This window comes from Vibrio sp. MMG023, from assembly GCF_021654215.1.
Taxonomy (GTDB): domain Bacteria; phylum Pseudomonadota; class Gammaproteobacteria; order Enterobacterales; family Vibrionaceae; genus Vibrio; species Vibrio jasicida.
The window spans coordinates 117534-136370 of record NZ_JAKFZP010000006.1; the positions used below are offsets into that span (position 1 = coordinate 117534).

Sequence of the window (18837 nt, forward strand, 5' to 3'; positions counted from 1 at the left end):
CGATCTTGACGCAAAATCGAGATCTATGTCTTTCTCTGTGCTTTGCGTCAATTTTCGTGATTACCCGAGCATATTATTTATGTTCAACTCAAGCGTTGCCAATTGCTTAGCGACTTTACCAACATCACCGGCACCTTGAGTTAAGATCAGGTCGCCGTCTTGTATAACGTTAGCTAAAACTGACGGTAATTGCTCTATTTCAGGCACAAAAATTGGATCTACCTTCCCACGACTACGAATCGTTCGGCATAAAGCACGACCATCAGCGCCAGCGATCGGTTTTTCACCCGCCGCATAGACATCGAGCATGATCAGTACATCAACTTGCTCCAGCACGTTAGCAAAATCATCGTAAAGGTCACGAGTTCGACTGTAACGATGTGGCTGGAAGATCATAACAAGACGCTTGTCTTGCCAACCGGCGCGCGCTGCATTGATCGTTACATCCACTTCTGTTGGGTGGTGACCGTAGTCATCAACAAGCATTGCATGGCCGTTTCCAGTATCAAACTCGCCTAAATGATCAAAACGACGACCTGTACCTTGGGTTCCCGCCATTGCTTTTAAGATAGCTTCATCAGTGATGTCGTCTTCTGTCGCTACGGCAATCGCGGCTGACGCATTGAGTGCATTATGGCGACCTGGGATATTTAGTGTGATATCCAGATTCGCACGCCCTTCACGAACCACGGTGAACTTGCCTTGCTGGCCTTCTTGGTGGTAGTTCTCGATACGTACATCGGCATCTTCAGAAAAACCGTAAGTGATCACTTGGCGGCTAATACGTGGAATCAGCTCGCGAATCACAGGATCATCTATACACACGATCGCTTGACCGTAAAACGGTAAATTATGAAGGAAGTCGATGAAGGTTTGCTTCAAAGTTTCAAAATCGCCGCCGTACGTATCCATATGGTCTGCTTCGATGTTCGTGACGATGCTCACCATAGGTTGTAGATGCAGAAATGACGCATCACTCTCGTCCGCTTCTGCAATCAAAATTCGGCTAGAACCTAGACGCGCGTTAGTGCCAGCACTCTTAACTAGACCACCGTTAACAAACGTTGGATCTAAACCTGCTTCAGAATAGATTTGTGTCACTAACGCAGTCGTCGTCGTTTTACCGTGCGTGCCTGCAACGGCAATACCATGACGGAATCGCATTAGCTCGGCAAGCATCTCTGCACGGCGTACAATTGGAATACGTAATTCGCGAGCCGCGATGACTTCTGGGTTTTCTTCGTTGATTGCTGTTGAAACCACAACCACACTGGCTTTTTCCACATTGCTGGCTTGGTGACCGATAAACACGGTTGCACCTTTTGATACTAAACGCTCCGTCACTGGGTTCTCTGATAAATCAGAACCCGTGATTTGGTAGCCTTCGTTCAACAGCACTTCTGCAATGCCGCTCATGCCCGCACCACCAATACCGATGAAGTGGATGGATTTCACGCGGCGCATCTCTGGCACCATTGCGCGAATCTGAGCTAAGTCTTGTGTATGTTGGATTGTCATCAATTCTATTCTCAATAATTCGTTAACGCTTTTCGGTCAAAGCGACAATGGCTTGTGCGACTGTTTTATCCGCATCTAACTTTGCTGCACTGCGTGCTTGCTCAGCCATTGTAAGTAAAGCTTGTCGATCCAATTGTTGGATCTGTTGAGTCAATGACTCAACGGTTAAATCTGGTTGTTCAATCATCTTAGCCGCACCGCAATCCACCAAGTGGTCTGCATTCAATGCTTGCTGGCGGTCTTTATGCATAAACGGCACAAAAATGGCACCAACACCGGCAGCTGAAACTTCAGAAACAGTAAGTGCACCTGAACGACAAACCAAAAGGTCAGCCCATGCATAAGCATTTGCTACATCGTCGATGAATTCGGTTACTTCTGCATTCACAACACCATTGGCTTGGTACGCTGTATTCACTTCTTCAGCAGCACCTTTACCCGCTTGATGACGAATACAGTAATCTTCGCCCAATTTAGCCATCACTTCTGGCAGAGTTTGGTTAAGAATTCGTGCGCCTTGGCTTCCCCCCATCACCAAAATCCGAATCGGACCTTGTCGCTCTTGCATCCGCTCAGTTGGCGCTTCTAATTGAGTCACGTCTTCACGAACTGGGTTGCCAACAACTTCTGCTTTTGGAAAAGCACCAGGAAAGGCTTGAAATACCTTTTTGGCAATTTTCGACAGCCACTGGTTAGTTAAACCCGCGACAGCATTTTGTTCATGCAGGACAACAGGAATACCACTCATCCAAGCAGCAATACCACCAGGGCCACTCACGTAACCACCCATACCAAGCACGGCATCTGGCTGCCAGCGTTTCATGTGAGCACGAGCCTGCTTGATGGCATTAATAATCTGAAATGGTGCCACAAGAAGACGCTTAACGCCTTGACCTCGTAGACCTTTTACTTTGATAAAGTCGATTTCAATGCCATGTTTCGGCACTAAATCCGCCTCCATTCTATCCGCAGTACCTAACCAGCGGATCTCCCAGCCTTGCTCCTGCAGTTGTTTTGCAACCGCTAAACCTGGGAACACGTGACCGCCAGTACCACCAGCCATCACCATCAAACGTTTATTTTTCTTCATCAATTTGTTTTTCTAGTTCTTTCTGGCCGTGCTTCAAACGGCATTCATGATCGATACGCAGCAATATAGACACCGCTACAGACATAATGATTAAACTCGAACCACCATAACTGATCAGCGGCAGAGTAAGACCTTTGGTTGGAACGATACCGGCCGCTGCGCCAACATTAACCAGCGTTTGGAAAGCAAACCAAATACCAATACCAAATGCGAGGTAACCGCCAAACATTTCGCCTTCTTCAAAAGCACGTTTGCCGATATAAACTGCTTTTAGCACCAAACTGAAAATCAGCATTAGCACTAACACGACGCCAACAAAACCCAGCTCTTCAGCCAGTACCGCAAACACGAAGTCGGTGTGCGCTTCTGGAAGATATTCCAGTTTTTGAATCGAGTTGCCTAAGCCTTGCCCAAACCATTCACCACGACCAAACGCCATGAGAGATTGAGTCAACTGATAGCCGCTACCAAATGGGTCTTCCCAAGGGTCGAGAAATGAGGTAACACGACGAATACGGTATGGCTCGACCAAAATCAAGCCAACCACGGCAGCAATACCAGCAATCATGAGCGCTAAAAACTGAGTCAGCTTGGCTCCAGCAATGAACAGCATGCCAAACAGTGTCACCAGCATTACAACCACGGTACCTAGATCGGGCTGCCCTAGAAGCAACACGGCGAAGAAGGCAAACACCATGATGGGCTTCATGAAACCGCCAAAGAAGGTTTGGCGAACTTCGTCTTGCTTACGCACCAGATAACCGGACATGAAGACAAATAGCGAGAGCTTCGCGACTTCGGCCGGTTGCAAGTTAAACAGTCCCAGCGGGATCCAACGCGATGCACCGTTTACCGACTTACCAGCCAATAATACGATGATGAGTAAACCAAACGAGATCCACAATAAGTAATGGCTTCGCTTAAACCATTGTTCTAGTGGGATTTGAAGAATGACGGCAGACACACCAATCGCCAGCACCAAGAAAGTGGCATGACGGAACATAAAATGAAATGGCTGATCCGTCAGACGTGAGCTGATTGGAAATGATGCTGATGTCACCATCACCAAACCGGTTAACATCAAACCCAGTGCAATCCATACGAGTTGACGGTCAAAGAGCGCCTCTGGAGCAGGATGCTTAAGCCAAGTGCCAATGCTGCGTTTAACGTTACCTAAACCCACGAAGTGTGTGACCTTTAATTATGCATATTTCTCAGCAAGAGCCGCAAATGCGTCACCCCTTGCCATAAAGTTGTCGAATTGATCAAAGCTAGCACATGCCGGAGATAGCATCACCATATCGCCCGTATTTAACTGCGAAGATATCTGTTGAATCACATCTTCCATGGTGTCGAAACGAGTTGCGGATTCATGCAGTGGCATAAAATCATCGCCATCTTTGCCAAAGCAGCAAAGCTGCAAGTTAAGCGTCGCTAAGATCGGCTTTAATGCTGTGAAATCTGCGCCTTTACCAACACCACCAACCAACAAATACAATTTACCCATTGATTCTAAGCCAGAAAGCGCAGCCATAGTGCTCGCAATATTAGTTGCTTTGGAGTCATTCACCCATTTTACACCATGATTATCCGCAACCACTTGGCATCGATGTGTCAAACCAGTGTAAGTTTTCAGTGCATTCAAGGATTTGTGATAATCCACATCCGCCGCTTTAAGCAGAGCAAGTACGACGAGAGCGTTAGCCAGATTGTGCTTACCAACCAACTTCAATTCATCACTGGCAATCACGCGCTGACCATGATCAAGCAGCCAAGTACGGTTACCGTCAACTTCAAGTCCGTAAGCCTGCTCATCACTACCAAACGTCACCAACGGCGTATCAGTATCAGGAAAAGTTTCTTGGTCATCACGGTTAACTACTGCCAGCTCCGCGTTATCAAAAATGCGCAGTTTAGCTTGTCGGTAGTCCGCCATGCCCTCATAACGATCCATGTGATCTTCCGAAAGGTTTAGAAACGCAGCCGCTTTAAGCTTCAAGCTTGATGTGGTTTCTAGTTGGAAGCTAGATAGTTCAAGTACATACAAATCTGCGTCTTGCTCTAGCAAATCGAGAGCAGGAACCCCGATATTGCCACCAACACCGACCGTTAACCCGGCAGCTTTTGCTAACACGCCTGTTAGGTCTGTTACCGTGCTTTTACCATTAGAACCGGTAATCGCAATAACAGGTTTATCGACTGCCCACGCGAAGAGCTCGATATCACCAACAACTGGCTTTCCTTTCGCAAGAACCGATTGTATTTCTGGTGTCGCTAAGGCGATGCCTGGGTTAGTCACGACTAAGTCAGCTTCTGCAAGCCATTCGGTATTCCAACCACCGCTGTGGAGTTCTACCTGCTCTGACAAACGCTCAGCCCCCGGAGGGTTAGTGCGCGTATCAATGACTTTGATCGTCAGTTGCGGTTGAGTTTTTGTGAGGTGTTTAACGACAGAGAGCCCGGTAATACCGAGCCCTACGACGACGACCTTATGTATGTTTTGCCAACGTTCCATATTTGATCACGCAATTTGTCTTGTTCTTGGAAAGTGCGATTAACGCACTTTCAGAGTCGCTAGACCAATCAGAACAAGAACCATAGAAATAATCCAGAAGCGCACGATTACGCGGGGCTCTGGCCAACCTTTTAATTCGTAGTGATGGTGAATCGGTGCCATACGGAAAATACGCTGACCACGTAGTTTATAAGAACCGACCTGTAGAATTACCGATAGCGTTTCCATTACAAACACACCCCCCATGATCACCAGTACCAACTCTTGACGAACCAGTACAGCGATAGTACCAAGAGCGCCACCTAGAGCAAGTGAACCAACATCGCCCATGAATACTTGTGCTGGGTAAGTGTTGAACCACAAGAAACCAAGGCCCGCACCAACGATTGCAGTACAAACGACAACCAGCTCAGAAGCGTGTGGGAGGTATGGAATATGAAGGTATTCAGAGAAGTTAATGTTACCTGTTGCCCAAGCAATCACAGCAAAGCCAGCCGCAACCAGAACCGTAGGCATGATAGCCAAGCCGTCTAGGCCATCGGTTAGGTTTACCGCATTACTAGTACCCACAATAACGAAGTAAGTGAGGATAATGTACATCAAGCCAAGTTGCGGCATGATGTCTTTAAAGAATGGCACAACAAGTTGAGTAGCTGCGGTATCTTTGCCGTAAGCGTACAGCGCAAACGCCACAACAAATGCAATCAGCGACTGCCAAAAGTACTTCCAACGAGCAATCAGGCCGTCGGTATTCTTACGAACGACTTTACGATAGTCATCAACAAAACCAATCGCCCCATAACCAAGCAGTACCGTCAGCACCGCCCACACGTATGGGTTCGATAAATCAGTCCATAAAAGAATAGTGATTGAAATAGCAGCCAAAATCATGATCCCCCCCATTGTAGGGGTACCACGCTTGCTAAAGTGAGACTCTGGACCTTCGTTACGGACAACCTGACCAATTTGTAGCATCTGTAGACGCTTGATCATGATAGGCCCCATCCATAAAGACAGACCTAAAGCAGTAAGTACACTAAGGATTGCTCGAAACGACAGGTATTCAAACAATCGGAAAAAAGACAGGTATGGCTGTAGCAGCTCGGCAAGCCAAATAATCATTAATAATACTCCTTCAAAGCAGCAGCGACTTCAAACATACGAGCACCGTTCGCTCCTTTCACCAACATTGTATGGTGTTGAGGTGCGGTTTGGTCTAGATGCTGCTTGATGTAGTCAATCATCTCTGGATGTGTCTCGAAATGGATGCCATCACAAAGTTCGCTAATGACCTTCGTGTCTGCACCATACGTGAGAACGTGTTCAAATTTTTGTGGGGCAGCATGTTCCCCGACTTGACGATGAAGTGCAAGACTTTCCTCACCCAACTCCGCCATATTGCCTAAAATCAACCAACGCTCACCTTGGAATGCACTAAGCAAGTCCACCGCGGCCTTCATCGCTGGAACACTCGCGTTATAGCTGTCATCAATTAGCTTGATTTTATCGCTGAGTTCCTCAACTTCGACTCGACCTTTCACTTTATTTAAATGTTTAAGGCCATCACGAACTTCTTCTAACGTCGCGCCCATTTGTAACGCAATGATAGAAGCCGCAATCGCGTTCGCAACGTTGTGTTGACCTATAATACCCAGAGACAGTTCAATTTCTTGTGAGTCTATTGCGAGATGTAGGTTAAAGCTTGCTTCGCCGGCGGCGTTCATTACAACATTTGTTGCATAAAAGTCAGCATCTGTGTTCGTTTGAGAAAATGTGATGACTTGCTTATCGGCAAGAACATGGTCCCACTTCTCACCACCATTGCTATCGAGGTTCACAATCGCAACACCGCCCGCAGGCAATCCCTGATAAATCTCGCCTTTAGCCTGTTTTACGCCATCAATCGAACCGAATCCCTCTAAGTGAGCGGCGGCTACGTTGTTGACTAACGCAATGTTAGGATGAACCAGTTGAGTCGTGTATTCGATCTCACCAATATGGTTGGCCCCAAGCTCAATCACAGCGTAATCATCGTCTTGTTGCGATCTCAATAACGTAAGCGGAACACCAATGTCATTGTTGAAGTTGCCCGCGGTAAACAGCACTTTGCCTTTCAACTGCAGGATACTTGCAACCATCTCTTTTACTGTAGTTTTGCCACAACTGCCCGTAATCGCCACTGTCGGTGTTTGACACGAATTGTGTACCCAAGATGCGACTTCACCTAACGCTATCTTAGTATCGGTAACAACAACTTGAGGGACATTCACATTAAGTTGCTTTTGCACTAACAGTGCCCCCGCCCCTGACTCCACCGCTTGTTGGCAGAAATCGTGAGCATCAAAACGCTCTCCAACCAAAGCAACAAAAAGAGCACCCTGTTCGATCGCTCGAGTGTCGGTAGAAACAGATTCAATAGATAGGTCATTGCCAACCAGTTCACCGCCAGTCATATCCGCGACTTGAGAAAGCGTTACTGTGATCATGATGAAAGCCCCAATAGCGTCATGGCTGACTCGCGGTCAGAGTAATGGATGGTTCCAGAGTTTAGAATTTGGTAGTCCTCATGACCTTTACCTGCCAGAAGGATAATGTCTTGCGGAGAAGCATGTTCCAGTGCGTAAGACAGCGCTTTAAAACGGTCATGCTGCACAATCGCCTCAGCAGGTTTTATTAGGCCGGCCAGCATGTCTTTCATGATCAGCACAGGGTCTTCACTGCGAGGGTTATCATCGGTAAGCACTATCTTGTCACCCAAACGCTCAGCGATTTCCGCCATCATTGGGCGCTTACCAGCATCACGGTCACCACCACAGCCGAAAATAGCCCAAAGCTCCCCCTGGCAATGTACACGCAATGCTTGCAGCGCTTTTTCTAGCGCGTCAGGCGTGTGGGCGTAATCCACCACGACTTTTGCCTTGTCGTCAGCTTGGAAAAGTTCCATACGACCAAGTACGGGTTGCAATTGGCCTGCCGTTGCCAGCAAATCTTGCTTGCTAAAACCGAGACTAAGTAACGTTGTGAATGCCAACATCAGGTTTGCTGCATTGAACTCGCCAATCAGCGGCGCATGAAGTATTCCTTCACCAAACTTGCCATCAAACTCAATCGTAATGCCTGACTCTGCGTAAACAATGTCAGTAGCAAATACGGATTGTAGGAATTCTGAATTCGGCTTGAGTGAAACAGCTATGGCATTCGATAATTGCTTCGCCCACGCAGCTCCCACTGTATCATCGACATTGATGATCGCATGCTCGCATTGGTGAGTGGTAAACAGCATCAGCTTCGCCTTTGCATACTCTTCCATCGTGCCATGATAATCCAAGTGATCACGGCTCAGATTGGTGAACACACCAGCGGTAAAAGACAATGCTTTAACACGACCTTGAATCAGACCATGAGAGGAAACTTCAAGCGCAGTGTAATGTGCTTTTTGCTCGGCGAGCGAGGATAGGGTCTTTTGGATTTCAACTGCGTTGCCTGTGGTGTTTGCGGCTTCTTGCAGATCATCTAGAAAGCCATTCCCTGTTGTCCCCATTACCGCCGCTTTGGAACCGACCAAATCAATCCATTGGGCGATAAGCTGAGTGATGGTAGTTTTGCCGTTGGTGCCAGTGACACCAATCAGCTCCATATTGGGATAATGGTAGAACTGACCTGCGATTTGAGAAAGGCACTTATCCAGTGCATCGAGGTAAATCACTGGAACATTATCAACAATCTCAATCGTACCGTGTGCTTTTCGCTCACAGGCTTGAGCGATCGCCGCGTTAGCACCTTGCTGGATGGCCTTCGCGATAAAATCACGTCCATCGACAGCATGGCCAATGATGGCAACAAAAGTAGTGCCGGACTGAACTCGTCTACTATCGAGTTCCAGTTCAGAGACAAGAACGGACGACAAACTTGGGCAATCAACCCAATTGGAAAGCAGCGCGTCCATACTGATGGCTTTGGTCATATTTGTTCTCCGAGCTTTAGCTCAGCTTTCTAGATTTTGTTTCTCAGTAAACATCGAAGCCTACTGTTGGAATTTGTTTTCGTCAGGGGCAACATTCAGAATTTGCAGCGCGCCTTTCATGATTTCAGAAAAGACTGGCGAAGCAACTGAACCGCCATAGTAGTCATCACCTTGCGGTTCATTAACTACAACAACCAATGCAAGTCTTGGATCGCTCACAGGAGCAACACCGGCCGTGTAGTTGATGTACTCATCACTATAGCCACCAGCGGTTGCTTTTCGAGCCGTACCCGTTTTGGCGCCAACTCGATAGCCCGGAACCGCAGCACGACGGGCTGAACCGCCTTTTTGCGTTACCGTTTCCAGCATATCGAGTACAAGGCGTGCATTTTTTTGACTAACAACTTGGCGAGCCATATCGTTGTCGTTACTTTCGATAATATGAATCGGCTCATATTTACCTAAGTTACCCAAGGTTGCGTAAGCATGCGCTAACTGAATTGGGGTCACCGATAAACCGTAACCAAAGGCGATGGTGGCACGTTCAATTGGCGACCAACGCGAGCGACTCGGGAAAATACCCACAACTTCACCGACTAAGTTCAAGCCAGAAAGTTCTCCCAAACCAACAGAACTGTATAAACCAAGCAATGCTTCTACTGGCATACGCATAGCTAACTTGGTCACACCGATATTACTCGATTTCTTCAAGATGGTCGTTAAGCTCGCTTTTCCTACCTTTGGTGCATCACGAACACGGCTGCCACCCAATTGAAGAATACCGTTTCCAGTATCGACGATGGTGTCTTTATCTGCGACCTCATTTTCTAAGGCGGCTAAAACAACGAATGGCTTAATTGTAGAGCCCGGCTCTAAAGAGTCGGTGATTACTCGGTTACGCATTTTGTAACTTTGCCAATCGCTACGATTATTTGGGTTATAAGATGGCGCGTTCACCATCGCCAACACAGCGCCCGTTTTTACATCAAGCACCACTACAGAACCAGATGTTGCGCGATGGTCAGCAACCGCTTGTTTAATTGCGCGATAAGCAACAGCTTGAATTCGCTGATCAATAGTCAGTTGTAGCGGTTTACCTTCTTGTTTCTCTTCAAGAGCAATATTCTCAACAACACGGCCATAGCGGTCTTTACGAATGGTTTTCTTGCCTGCAGCACCAGTTAACCATTCATCATAGCTTCGCTCTACACCTTCTAGACCATGACCATCAATCCCCGTAACACCGACTAAGTGAGCACTAACCTCACCTGCAGGATAGTAACGACGAGATTCAGATTTCAAGCCTACACCGGGTAGTTTGAGTTCACGAATGTAGTTAGCCATCGCAGGGCTTACCTGACGCTGAAGGTAGATAAAGCGACGCTTTTCATTTTTCTTGATCTTATTGATCAGACCTTGTCGGTCCAAACCAAGAACGTCAGCTAATGCATACCAACTTTTGGTTTGCTGTAGCGCGCCCTCTTTGAAGATGGTTTTTGGATCGGCCCATACAGCCTCAACAGGAACACTAACGGCAAGAGGTTCGCCATTACGATCAGAGATGATACCGCGCGCAGAAGGAATGGCTTTAACACGGACTGAACGAAGGTCACCTTGCTTGATAAGGTTATCAGGCTCGATGATTTGAATGTAGGCAACGCGCCCAACGAGTAGGGCAAATGCACAAAAGACGAAAAACAGCAGTAACTGAAAGCGCCAGCGAATCAAAAAGGATTCGGGTTCAACAACGTCTGTTTCTTGAGGTTCTTTTGCTTCTTTGGTGGGTTGCGACTTTGCAGCAACCACTTTCTTTTCTTTGGCTGCTGGCTTGCGCGAATTTCCTTGTTTCGATTTGGCTTTCTTTCCAATCATTTTAGCGTGATAACCACTTCTTTATCGCCATCTGGTCGTTTCATTTCAAGATCCTTCTTTGCCAAGTCTTGAACGCGACTGTGTTCCGCGAGGGCTGTTTCTTCCAACATTAGGTTGCGCCATTCGCTATCCAATCGCTCTCGCTCAACCAATGTATGATCTTTTTCAGTGATCGCTTGACGCGCATGATGGGTGGCAAAGACCACTCCCATTGCCGATGAGAATATTAAAATCATCAACAATAACGACCAGCGACCAACGGAAATTAAATCCGTCGCAATCAACTTAGCAAGATTAGGAGTGGTTTTCGTCATAATAATTAAAGCTTTTCTGCAATTCTTAGTACTGAACTACGAGAGCGAGGGTTGAGTTCGATTTCTTGCTTCGTTGGCTTAATCGCCTTGCTCACCGCTTTCATGTTTGCACTGCCCAATGCTCGGATTTGTTCTTCCGTCATTGGGATGCCATGTGGCACTTCTGGGCCTTTGCTCTCTTTACGGATAAAGCGTTTCACCATGCGGTCTTCCAACGAATGGAAGCTGATGACCGATAGGCGACCTTCTGGAGCCAAAATGCTTGCCGCGCCTTTTAGTGCAGTATCAATTTCTTCTAATTCACTGTTGATGTAAATGCGAAAAGCCTGAAAAGCACGGGTTGCTGGGTGTTTTTTCTCTTTGAAGCTCTTTGGTGCGGCGTCCGAAATCAGCTTCGCTAGCTGACCAGTGCGAACCATCGGCTCGTTTTCTTCGTCTTCGCGGTATGCCACGATAGCTTTGGCAATGCGACGTGCATGTTTGTCTTCACCAAACTCACGAATCACCCAAGTGATATCATCAAGATCAGCTTCCATCAACCATTGTGAAACTGGAACGCCAGAAGTCGGGTCCATACGCATATCTAACGGGCCATCTTTCATAAAGCTAAAGCCACGTTCAGCATCATCAAGCTGTGGAGAAGAAACGCCAAGGTCTAGTAATACACCATCGACTTTACCCACAAGATCGTACTCTTCTGCATACTGCGCCATGCCTGAAAATGGGCCATGGATGATAGTAAAACGAGGATCGTCAATTTTGCCTGCTTCAGCAATCGCTTGAGGGTCGCGATCGATGCTGTACAAGCGGCCGTTTTCGCCTAATTTCGACAAGATAGTTCGGCTGTGACCGCCACGGCCAAATGTTCCATCGATATAGATACCATCGGGTTTGATAGCCAAGCCATCAATGGATTCATTTAATAACACTGAGATATGTTGAAATGTTTCGGTCATAGCTTTCTCGTTGAATGATCTTGAAGCGATTCTTTAGTGTACTGATTTCCCACATCATCGCCACCTCAAGTCTAAAGTTAGACGTGATTCAGCGCCAAGTTTATTGGTAATGACATAGTTTGCGTCAATAAAATGCAAAAAACCCATCACTACCGAAGTAGTGATGGGTCTCGAATAGGTGGAGCCGACACATAAGCCGGGTTCTGTTCCGCTTGCGCGGCGGTAGCCATTCGTCTAGGCCAGCAATCACTCACTGGCTCGAGCAACCTACCCGCCTCCTTACGCGAGCAACGCAATGTGGAGGCCTATTTGGTCTTGCTTCAGGTGGAGTTTACCCTGCTACGAACTATTACTAGTCGTCCGGTGCGCTCTTACCGCACCCTTTCACCCTTACCTGTGCCCTAAGGCCATCGGCGGTCTTCTCTCTGCTGCACTTGTCGTAGGCTTGCGCCCCCCAGGCGTTACCTGGCACCTTGCTCTATGAAGCCCGGACTTTCCTCCCCTTTGTCAGTCTCCCGAAGGACGTCAACGTCAGTCTCCCAAAGGGACCTCAACGTCAGTCTCCCGAAGGACATCAACAAAGCAGCGACTACCCAGTCAGCTCCGAGGGCGGATTGTATAGAGTTATCTACTCAGAGTCTAGTGAGATCACAGAATTGCTGAAAACGGCGGGTTAAGTGCTCAAAAAGACAGCAGCGAATGGAAACGCTTCGCTCCGAGAGAAAGAAAAATGGAGCACTAAGGTTTGGAACTCGAGCTCATGATGCTCCGAAAGATGGCCTTGAAAGTTAAAGTGGGAAAATAAATGCACAGTTACATTAACAACGCACTTCTTACCCCTGTCTATGTAAGATTAAAAACTCCTCCACTCATAAACAACAAAAGGAGAGTCGCGTTAACGACTCCCCTTCTTAATCTTATCTAGATAACTCTGAAAACTAACGGCGCTTAAAGGAAACTACCGAAGCGCCAACGCTCTACGGACTTCTAGTTGAGATTCTCTAAGCCCCACTTATAAAGTGCGTTCTTTTTCAGGCTGTAGATTTCTGCGGCTAATGCTGCAGCTTTCTTTAACGGCAGTTCTTTCGTCAGAATAGCCAAAGTGCGGGTCGCTTCGTCTGGTAGCGATTCTTCGCTTGAATCACGGTGACCGTGAATAAGGAGTACCATCTCACCACGTTGTTGGTTTCCGTCACTTTTCACCCATTCAATTAGTTCGCCAAGTGGCATTCCCTGAATAGTTTCAAAGGTTTTCGTTAACTCACGAGCTAACACGACTTCTCGTTCTGGGCCAAGAACGTCTAACATGTCTTGTAGAGAGTCTAAAATGCGATGCGGTGATTCATAAAAGATACAAGTGCGTTCCACTGACGCAATTTCTAAGAACTTGTCTTTACGGCCTTTGCTTTTCGGTGGTAGAAAGCCTTCAAAGCTAAAACGATCCGATGGCAAACCAGAAGCACTTAACGCAGTGATGACCGCACACGCACCAGGAAGAGGCACAACTCTAACGCCCGCTTGACGACATTTTGTTACCAAGTGGTATCCTGGATCGCTTATTAGCGGCGTACCAGCGTCAGACACCAAAGCGATTGACTGACCTGATAGTAGCTTTTCAACCAAAACTTGTGCTTTTTGCTGCTCGTTATGATCGTGTAGCGCGAAAGTTTTGGTTTGGATATTGAAGTGAGACAGTAATTTGCCCGTATGTCGAGTATCCTCAGCGGCAATGATGTCCACATTCGACAGAACTTCGATAGCACGTTGAGTGATATCCGCTAAATTTCCGATTGGAGTCGGTACGATGTAGAGAGTTGGCCCCTCATTCGGCAACTTATTTTTATCTGTCATTTGTTTACGATCACTTCAACGATTAATATAGAGACAATTTTGTACAAAATTATAGAGAACTCACGGCAATGATGAACCATAAGAGACTCAGTGTACCACGCTTACTCACTCCTGTTGCACTGGCAATTACGCTCGCCGCCTGTTCTTCAGGCCCGCGCCAACCAGATAGCGTAGACATTACACTAGAGCCTACACAGTCTGCTCAGAACTACATGATTCAAGCTGATAGCACGGAAGGTAGCCTACAAAACGACTGGTTGATCATGGCTGCAAAAGCGGCGATTCAAGCCAACGAATTGGATCAAGCAGAGTTGCTTATCAAGCGACTTGGCCGCCAGCAATTGACCGAAGTTCAACAAGCTGAATGGCAACTGGCTCGAGCGACCATACAACAAAAGCAAGGCAATTACTCTCAATTGCTGCAAACGTTGAACTTCCAATCATGGTGGAAGCTGCCAAGTGAGCAGTGGAAAGACTACTACCAATTGCGTGCTGACGCTTATCAAAGTCTGAACCAACCGTTCGAAGCAAACCGTCAGCTCGTAGCTCAAGGTCAATATGCTTCATCCGCAGAACAACGTGAGATCTCTAGCCGAATTTGGATGAATTTTGGCAGCTATTCTGAAAACGAATTAACGTCATTGCAAACAGCGCCAAATGAAGATGTGCTGGACGGGTGGCTGCAATTAGCTATCTACGCCAAAACACTTTCAAGTAACTTACCTCAATTACAAAACACCTTAGAGCGCTGGTTAGACGAAAATCCATCACACCCAGCTGCGGTTTATACGCCAGCAGAAATCCAAAATATCTTGTCGCTGGATATTGTGAAACCAAACAATACGGCGCTGTTGTTACCACTAACCGGTAAATTTGCACCGCAAGCTCAGTTGATCCGTGATGGTTTCATCTTCGCAATGATGAATGATGATGTACGCGACCCAAGTGCAACGTTAACCGTAATTGATACTCACGCGTACAGTGCAGACCAAATCAAACAGCGCTTAATCAATGAGAATATCGACTTTGTTGTGGGACCACTACAGAAAGAAAACGTTGAGAAACTGCAAGCAACACTAGATGGCTCTGAAACTGGTGTGAAGATCCCAGCACTGGCATTGAACATCCCAGAAGAAGTTCAACCAGGAACAGACATGTGTTACCTAGCACTGTCTCCAGAGCAAGAAGTCGCACAAGCGGCGAAGTACCTTTTCAATCAGGGCTACCAATTCCCAATGATCTTGGCCCCGAATGGCGCCTACGGTCAGCGTGTGGTTGAAGCCTTCAATGAAGAGTGGCGCAAGTACAGCTCAAATAAAGTGGCTTCGAGCTACTTTGGCGATAAACGTCAGTTACAGAAGAACATTAACAATGTATTCGGTCTACAAGAGAGCCAGCAGCGTATAGCCCAAATGCAGTCACTCATGCGTATTTCTTTAGAGAGCCCACCACGCAGTCGTCGTGATGTCGATGCGGTTTACATTGTCGCACGAAGCTCTGAGCTAACACTGATTAAGCCCTTTATTGAAGTAGCGATTAACCCAGATGCGAAGCCACCAAAACTGTTCTCAAATTCACGCAGTAACAGTGGTGGTGCAACGTATGAAGATCTATCTGGTGTGGCTTACAGTGACATTCCAATGTTGATCAACCCTGACCCTACCGTTATGGCAGAAATGAACGAGTTATGGTCAGATCAATCCAACATGGAAAAACGTTTAGAAGCACTTGGTATGGACGCCTATAAGCTCATTGGTGAGTTACCACAGATGAAGCTTCTGCCGGGTTACTCAGTAAGCGGCCAAACAGGCGTACTTAGCATTGACAACAACTGTGTTGTGCAACGCGAGCTAGACTGGGCCGAGCGTGGGGCTCTTTAGCAAGCGACAAATCGGTGATCAATACGAAACCCTGGCGAAGCAATATTTGCAGCGTCAGGGTTTACGCTTTATAGCTCAAAACTTTCTGACCAAAGTCGGCGAAATTGATTTAATCTTCCAACAAGGTGAAACTATCGTCTTTGTTGAGGTCAAATATCGTAATAATGATCGCTTTGGCTCAGCAGCAGAGATGGTCACCCGCGCAAAAATGCGTAAACTAGTCAAAACAGCCCAAATTTGGCTAAGCCAGCAAAATCGTATGGCTCAAAATATAGATTATCGGTTTGATGTGGTCGCCATTCACGACAGTGGCAGAGACATTAACTGGATACAAAATGCAATCTCTGAAGGATAAACGATGCTAGACAGCATTAAAGACAGTTTTACAGAAAGTATTCAAATTCAAATTGCGGCAGCAGAAGCGCTGCCAGATGCCATCACTCACGCCGCTCAAGCAATGGTGTCGAGCCTGCTCAATGGCAACAAAATCCTATGCTGTGGCAACGGTGGCAGTGCTTCGAACTCGCAACAGTTTGTCTCTTGCCTTTTGAACCGATTCGAAACTGAACGCCCTAGCCTTCCAGCAATGGCTTTAACAGCAGACAACACAACATTGACTGCAGTAGCGAACGATTACCACTACCAAGAGATCTTCTCTAAGCAAGTACGCGCATTTGGTCAACCGGGCGATATCTTGTTGGCGATCTCAACCAGTGGCAACAGCAAAAACGTCATTAAAGCAATGGAAGCCGCAGTAACTCGCGACATGACGATCATTGCTTTTACGGGTAAAGATGGTGGTGAGATGGCTGGTCTACTGGGTGAGCACGACGTTGAAATTCGTATTCCATCCCACCGTACAGCGCGCATTCATGAAGTTCATATGGTGACACTTCACTGCCTGTGCGATCTAATCGACCAAGTGCTTTTCCCAGCTCACGAAGAATAATCCAGATTGAGAGTTTAGAATTATGATACGTAGTCTTGTCATTTTATGTGCAGCACTCAGTATGAGTGGTTGTGCAGGTTTATTTATTGCCGGGGCAGCGACAACTGCCAATATCGTCACTGATACGCGAACCACCAAAGAGATTTGGCAAGACAACAACATCGAATTCGAAGTTGCGGCCATCGGTAACAAAGCCCCCTTCAAAGGCAAGGCTCGTATCGTCGCTAGCGCATACAACGGAACGGTTGTTCTAATGGGACAAGCACCGACTCAAGAGCTCATCAATGAGTTTGAAAATCGAGCACGTGAAGTTGATGGCGTTGAGAACATCCATAATCAAATTAAACAGAAAGAGCCACTGAGCGTAACTCAAATCAGCAACGACAGTTGGATTACCACAAAAGTAAAATCCGCCTTGTTGACTGACAGCGATCTAAACGGTGTGAAAGTAAAAGTCATTACCGAAGACAGCGACGTATTCTTATTTGGTTACGTGACACCTGAGCAAAGTCAGAAAGCAACTGATATCGCACGAAACATTTCTGGAGTAAAACAAGTCATTAAAGGGTTCCAATACGGCGATGAAAAACCACTCGAAGTAGAAGAGTCCGAAGTGGTGAAAAGCCAAGAAGCTGAAGTCAGTGACTTGAATACCACAACAAAAGCAACGCCGATAGAAGAAACTGACGTGAATTAGTGTTGCAGCGTAGATAAATGAAAAGAAAAAAGCAGCGTAAACGCTGCTTTTTTTATTTGATAACTCTTAAGCTTGGTCTGCCTTTCGGGCGAGGCGTTTCTTCCTCTTCCGATTCGGTTTCCGCAGCCTCAGAAGGCTCATCGCTTACGGTAGAGAACGTTGGAGATACATCTTCCTCAACAATCCCTTCTTCTTCGATGTGAGTGTAAGCTTCTTCAGGCTCAAACATAGTCCCAGCGCCATTCTCGCGAGCATAGATAGCTTGAACAGCATACACTGGCACGATAACGGAATGCGGGCGACCACTAAAGCGGGCTTGAAAGGTAATCGCATCATTACCCAACTCTAGATGACCAACAGCACGTGGAGCAATATTCAAGATGATTTGACCATCTTGAATAAACTCAACTGGTACACGCACACCTGGCATAGTTGCATCTACAACCAAGTGCGGAGTTAAGTCGTTGTCTACTAGCCAATCGTAAAATGCACGAAGCATATACGGACGGCGAGCAGTCATTTTAGCAATATCCATAACAAGTAAACTGAACTGTTAATTAGCGAACTAGGCGCATTTCACGTTCAGCTTCTGTTAGAGAAGCTAGGAATGAATCACGTTCAAACACGCGGTTCATGTAAACCTTGATTTCTTTTGAGCCAGGGCCAACAAGATCAATACCTAGTTGAGGTAGACGCCACAATAGTGGTGCTAGGTAACAATCGATTAGGCTGAACTCTTCACTCATGAAGTATTCGTACTCAGCAAAGATAGGCGCTAGAGTCAGAAGATCATTACGTAGTTTAGTACGCGCTTTTTCTGATTCTTCCGCGTTACCCTTAACCACTTTTTCAGCGAGTGAGTACCAGTTACGTTCGATACGGTACATCATCAAACGGCTGTTACCACGAGCTACTGGGTAAACAGGCATTAGAGGTGGATGAGGGAAACGCTCGTCCAGGTACTCCATGATGATTTTTGAATCGTAAAGAGCTAGCTCACGGTCAACAAGAGTTGGCACTGATTTGTATGGGTTTAACTCTACAAGCTCAGCAGGAAGGTTTGCTTCATCTACAAGCTCAACTTCAACGCTTACGCCTTTTTCAGCTAGTACGATGCGAACCTGATGGCTATACAAATCTGATGCACTCGAGAAAAGAGTCATCACAGAACGTTTATTGGCAGCTACAGCCATGGAGCCCTCCAGTACACTTACAAATAAAAATAATGGAG

General features: G+C 46.7%; 17 protein-coding genes and 1 other RNA gene. 4 read left to right on the forward strand and 14 right to left on the reverse strand.

Going from position 1 to position 18837, the window contains the following annotated elements:
* Nucleotides 1–60 precede the first annotated feature (60 nt).
* The 12 genes from murC to rsmI form a co-directional block, all read right to left on the reverse strand.
* The gene (gene murC / locus L1076_RS19170) at nucleotides 61–1518 is read right to left on the reverse strand and encodes a UDP-N-acetylmuramate--L-alanine ligase (protein WP_038866265.1); all 1458 of its coding nucleotides are present in this window, start codon (nucleotides 1516–1518) and stop codon (nucleotides 61–63) included.
* A 22-nt stretch (nucleotides 1519–1540) separates the two neighbouring features.
* Complete coding sequence (gene murG, locus L1076_RS19175) at nucleotides 1541–2608, reverse strand: undecaprenyldiphospho-muramoylpentapeptide beta-N-acetylglucosaminyltransferase (protein WP_039974732.1); 1068 nt, start codon at nucleotides 2606–2608, stop codon at nucleotides 1541–1543.
* Entirely contained in the window at nucleotides 2595–3791 is a 1197-nt protein-coding gene (ftsW, locus tag L1076_RS19180) for a cell division protein FtsW (protein WP_038866261.1), read from the reverse strand. The genes murG and ftsW overlap by 14 nt, the downstream gene beginning before the upstream one ends.
* 18 nt (nucleotides 3792–3809) lie before the next feature.
* Nucleotides 3810–5123 (reverse strand): UDP-N-acetylmuramoyl-L-alanine--D-glutamate ligase, encoded by a 1314-nt coding sequence (gene murD / locus L1076_RS19185; protein WP_237304293.1) that lies wholly within the window; start codon nucleotides 5121–5123, stop codon nucleotides 3810–3812.
* A gap of 39 nt (nucleotides 5124–5162) precedes the next feature.
* Complete coding sequence (mraY, locus tag L1076_RS19190) at nucleotides 5163–6245, reverse strand: phospho-N-acetylmuramoyl-pentapeptide-transferase (RefSeq protein WP_038866256.1); 1083 nt, start codon at nucleotides 6243–6245, stop codon at nucleotides 5163–5165.
* Nucleotides 6245–7609: a UDP-N-acetylmuramoyl-tripeptide--D-alanyl-D-alanine ligase gene (gene murF / locus L1076_RS19195; RefSeq protein ID WP_054756195.1), complete on the reverse strand. Its 1365-nt coding sequence runs from the start codon at nucleotides 7607–7609 to the stop codon at nucleotides 6245–6247. Before murF ends, mraY begins: the two co-directional genes overlap by 1 nt.
* Nucleotides 7606–9087 carry a UDP-N-acetylmuramoyl-L-alanyl-D-glutamate--2,6-diaminopimelate ligase gene (gene murE / locus L1076_RS19200; protein WP_054756197.1) on the reverse strand — a complete coding sequence of 494 codons (1482 nt, stop codon included), beginning with the start codon at nucleotides 9085–9087 and terminating at the stop codon, nucleotides 7606–7608. The genes murF and murE overlap by 4 nt, the downstream gene beginning before the upstream one ends.
* A gap of 60 nt (nucleotides 9088–9147) precedes the next feature.
* On the reverse strand, nucleotides 9148–10959 hold the full coding sequence (locus tag L1076_RS19205) for a penicillin-binding transpeptidase domain-containing protein (protein WP_096030829.1): 1812 nt from the start codon (nucleotides 10957–10959) through the stop codon (nucleotides 9148–9150).
* Complete coding sequence (gene ftsL / locus L1076_RS19210) at nucleotides 10956–11273, reverse strand: cell division protein FtsL (RefSeq protein ID WP_038866253.1); 318 nt, start codon at nucleotides 11271–11273, stop codon at nucleotides 10956–10958. The genes L1076_RS19205 and ftsL overlap by 4 nt, the downstream gene beginning before the upstream one ends.
* Nucleotides 11274–11278: 5 nt before the next feature.
* Complete coding sequence (gene rsmH, locus L1076_RS19215) at nucleotides 11279–12229, reverse strand: 16S rRNA (cytosine(1402)-N(4))-methyltransferase RsmH (RefSeq protein WP_038866252.1); 951 nt, start codon at nucleotides 12227–12229, stop codon at nucleotides 11279–11281.
* 176 nt (nucleotides 12230–12405) lie between these two features.
* An RNA gene (gene rnpB, locus L1076_RS19220) (RNase P RNA component class A) lies at nucleotides 12406–12834 on the reverse strand.
* Nucleotides 12835–13216: 382 nt separating this feature from the next.
* Nucleotides 13217–14080, reverse strand: a complete 864-nt coding sequence (gene rsmI, locus L1076_RS19225; protein WP_038866251.1) for a 16S rRNA (cytidine(1402)-2'-O)-methyltransferase — start codon at nucleotides 14078–14080, stop codon at nucleotides 13217–13219.
* Between the two features lie 68 nt (nucleotides 14081–14148).
* Here rsmI and L1076_RS19230 point away from each other — a divergent pair, with 68 nt between their 5' ends.
* Genes L1076_RS19230 through L1076_RS19245 form a run of 4 tightly spaced genes read left to right on the forward strand, consistent with a single transcriptional unit; the run spans nucleotide 14149 to nucleotide 17606 of the window.
* The gene (locus tag L1076_RS19230) at nucleotides 14149–15960 is read left to right on the forward strand and encodes a penicillin-binding protein activator (RefSeq protein WP_039974726.1); all 1812 of its coding nucleotides are present in this window, start codon (nucleotides 14149–14151) and stop codon (nucleotides 15958–15960) included.
* Entirely contained in the window at nucleotides 15947–16315 is a 369-nt protein-coding gene (locus tag L1076_RS19235) for a YraN family protein (protein WP_038866248.1), read from the forward strand. The genes L1076_RS19230 and L1076_RS19235 overlap by 14 nt, the downstream gene beginning before the upstream one ends.
* 3 nt (nucleotides 16316–16318) lie before the next feature.
* Nucleotides 16319–16909 (forward strand): phosphoheptose isomerase, encoded by a 591-nt coding sequence (locus L1076_RS19240; protein ID WP_038866245.1) that lies wholly within the window; start codon nucleotides 16319–16321, stop codon nucleotides 16907–16909.
* A 22-nt stretch (nucleotides 16910–16931) separates the two neighbouring features.
* The gene (locus L1076_RS19245; RefSeq protein ID WP_038866243.1) at nucleotides 16932–17606 is read left to right on the forward strand and encodes a BON domain-containing protein; all 675 of its coding nucleotides are present in this window, start codon (nucleotides 16932–16934) and stop codon (nucleotides 17604–17606) included.
* A 52-nt stretch (nucleotides 17607–17658) separates the two neighbouring features.
* On the opposite strand, the gene sspB is transcribed toward L1076_RS19245, so the two are convergent.
* Nucleotides 17659–18141, reverse strand: coding sequence for a ClpXP protease specificity-enhancing factor (gene sspB / locus L1076_RS19250; RefSeq protein ID WP_038866241.1), 483 nt, complete (start codon nucleotides 18139–18141; stop codon nucleotides 17659–17661).
* A 22-nt stretch (nucleotides 18142–18163) separates the two neighbouring features.
* Nucleotides 18164–18799, reverse strand: a complete 636-nt coding sequence (sspA, locus tag L1076_RS19255; RefSeq protein ID WP_005436105.1) for a stringent starvation protein SspA — start codon at nucleotides 18797–18799, stop codon at nucleotides 18164–18166.
* Nucleotides 18800–18837 lie beyond the last annotated feature (38 nt).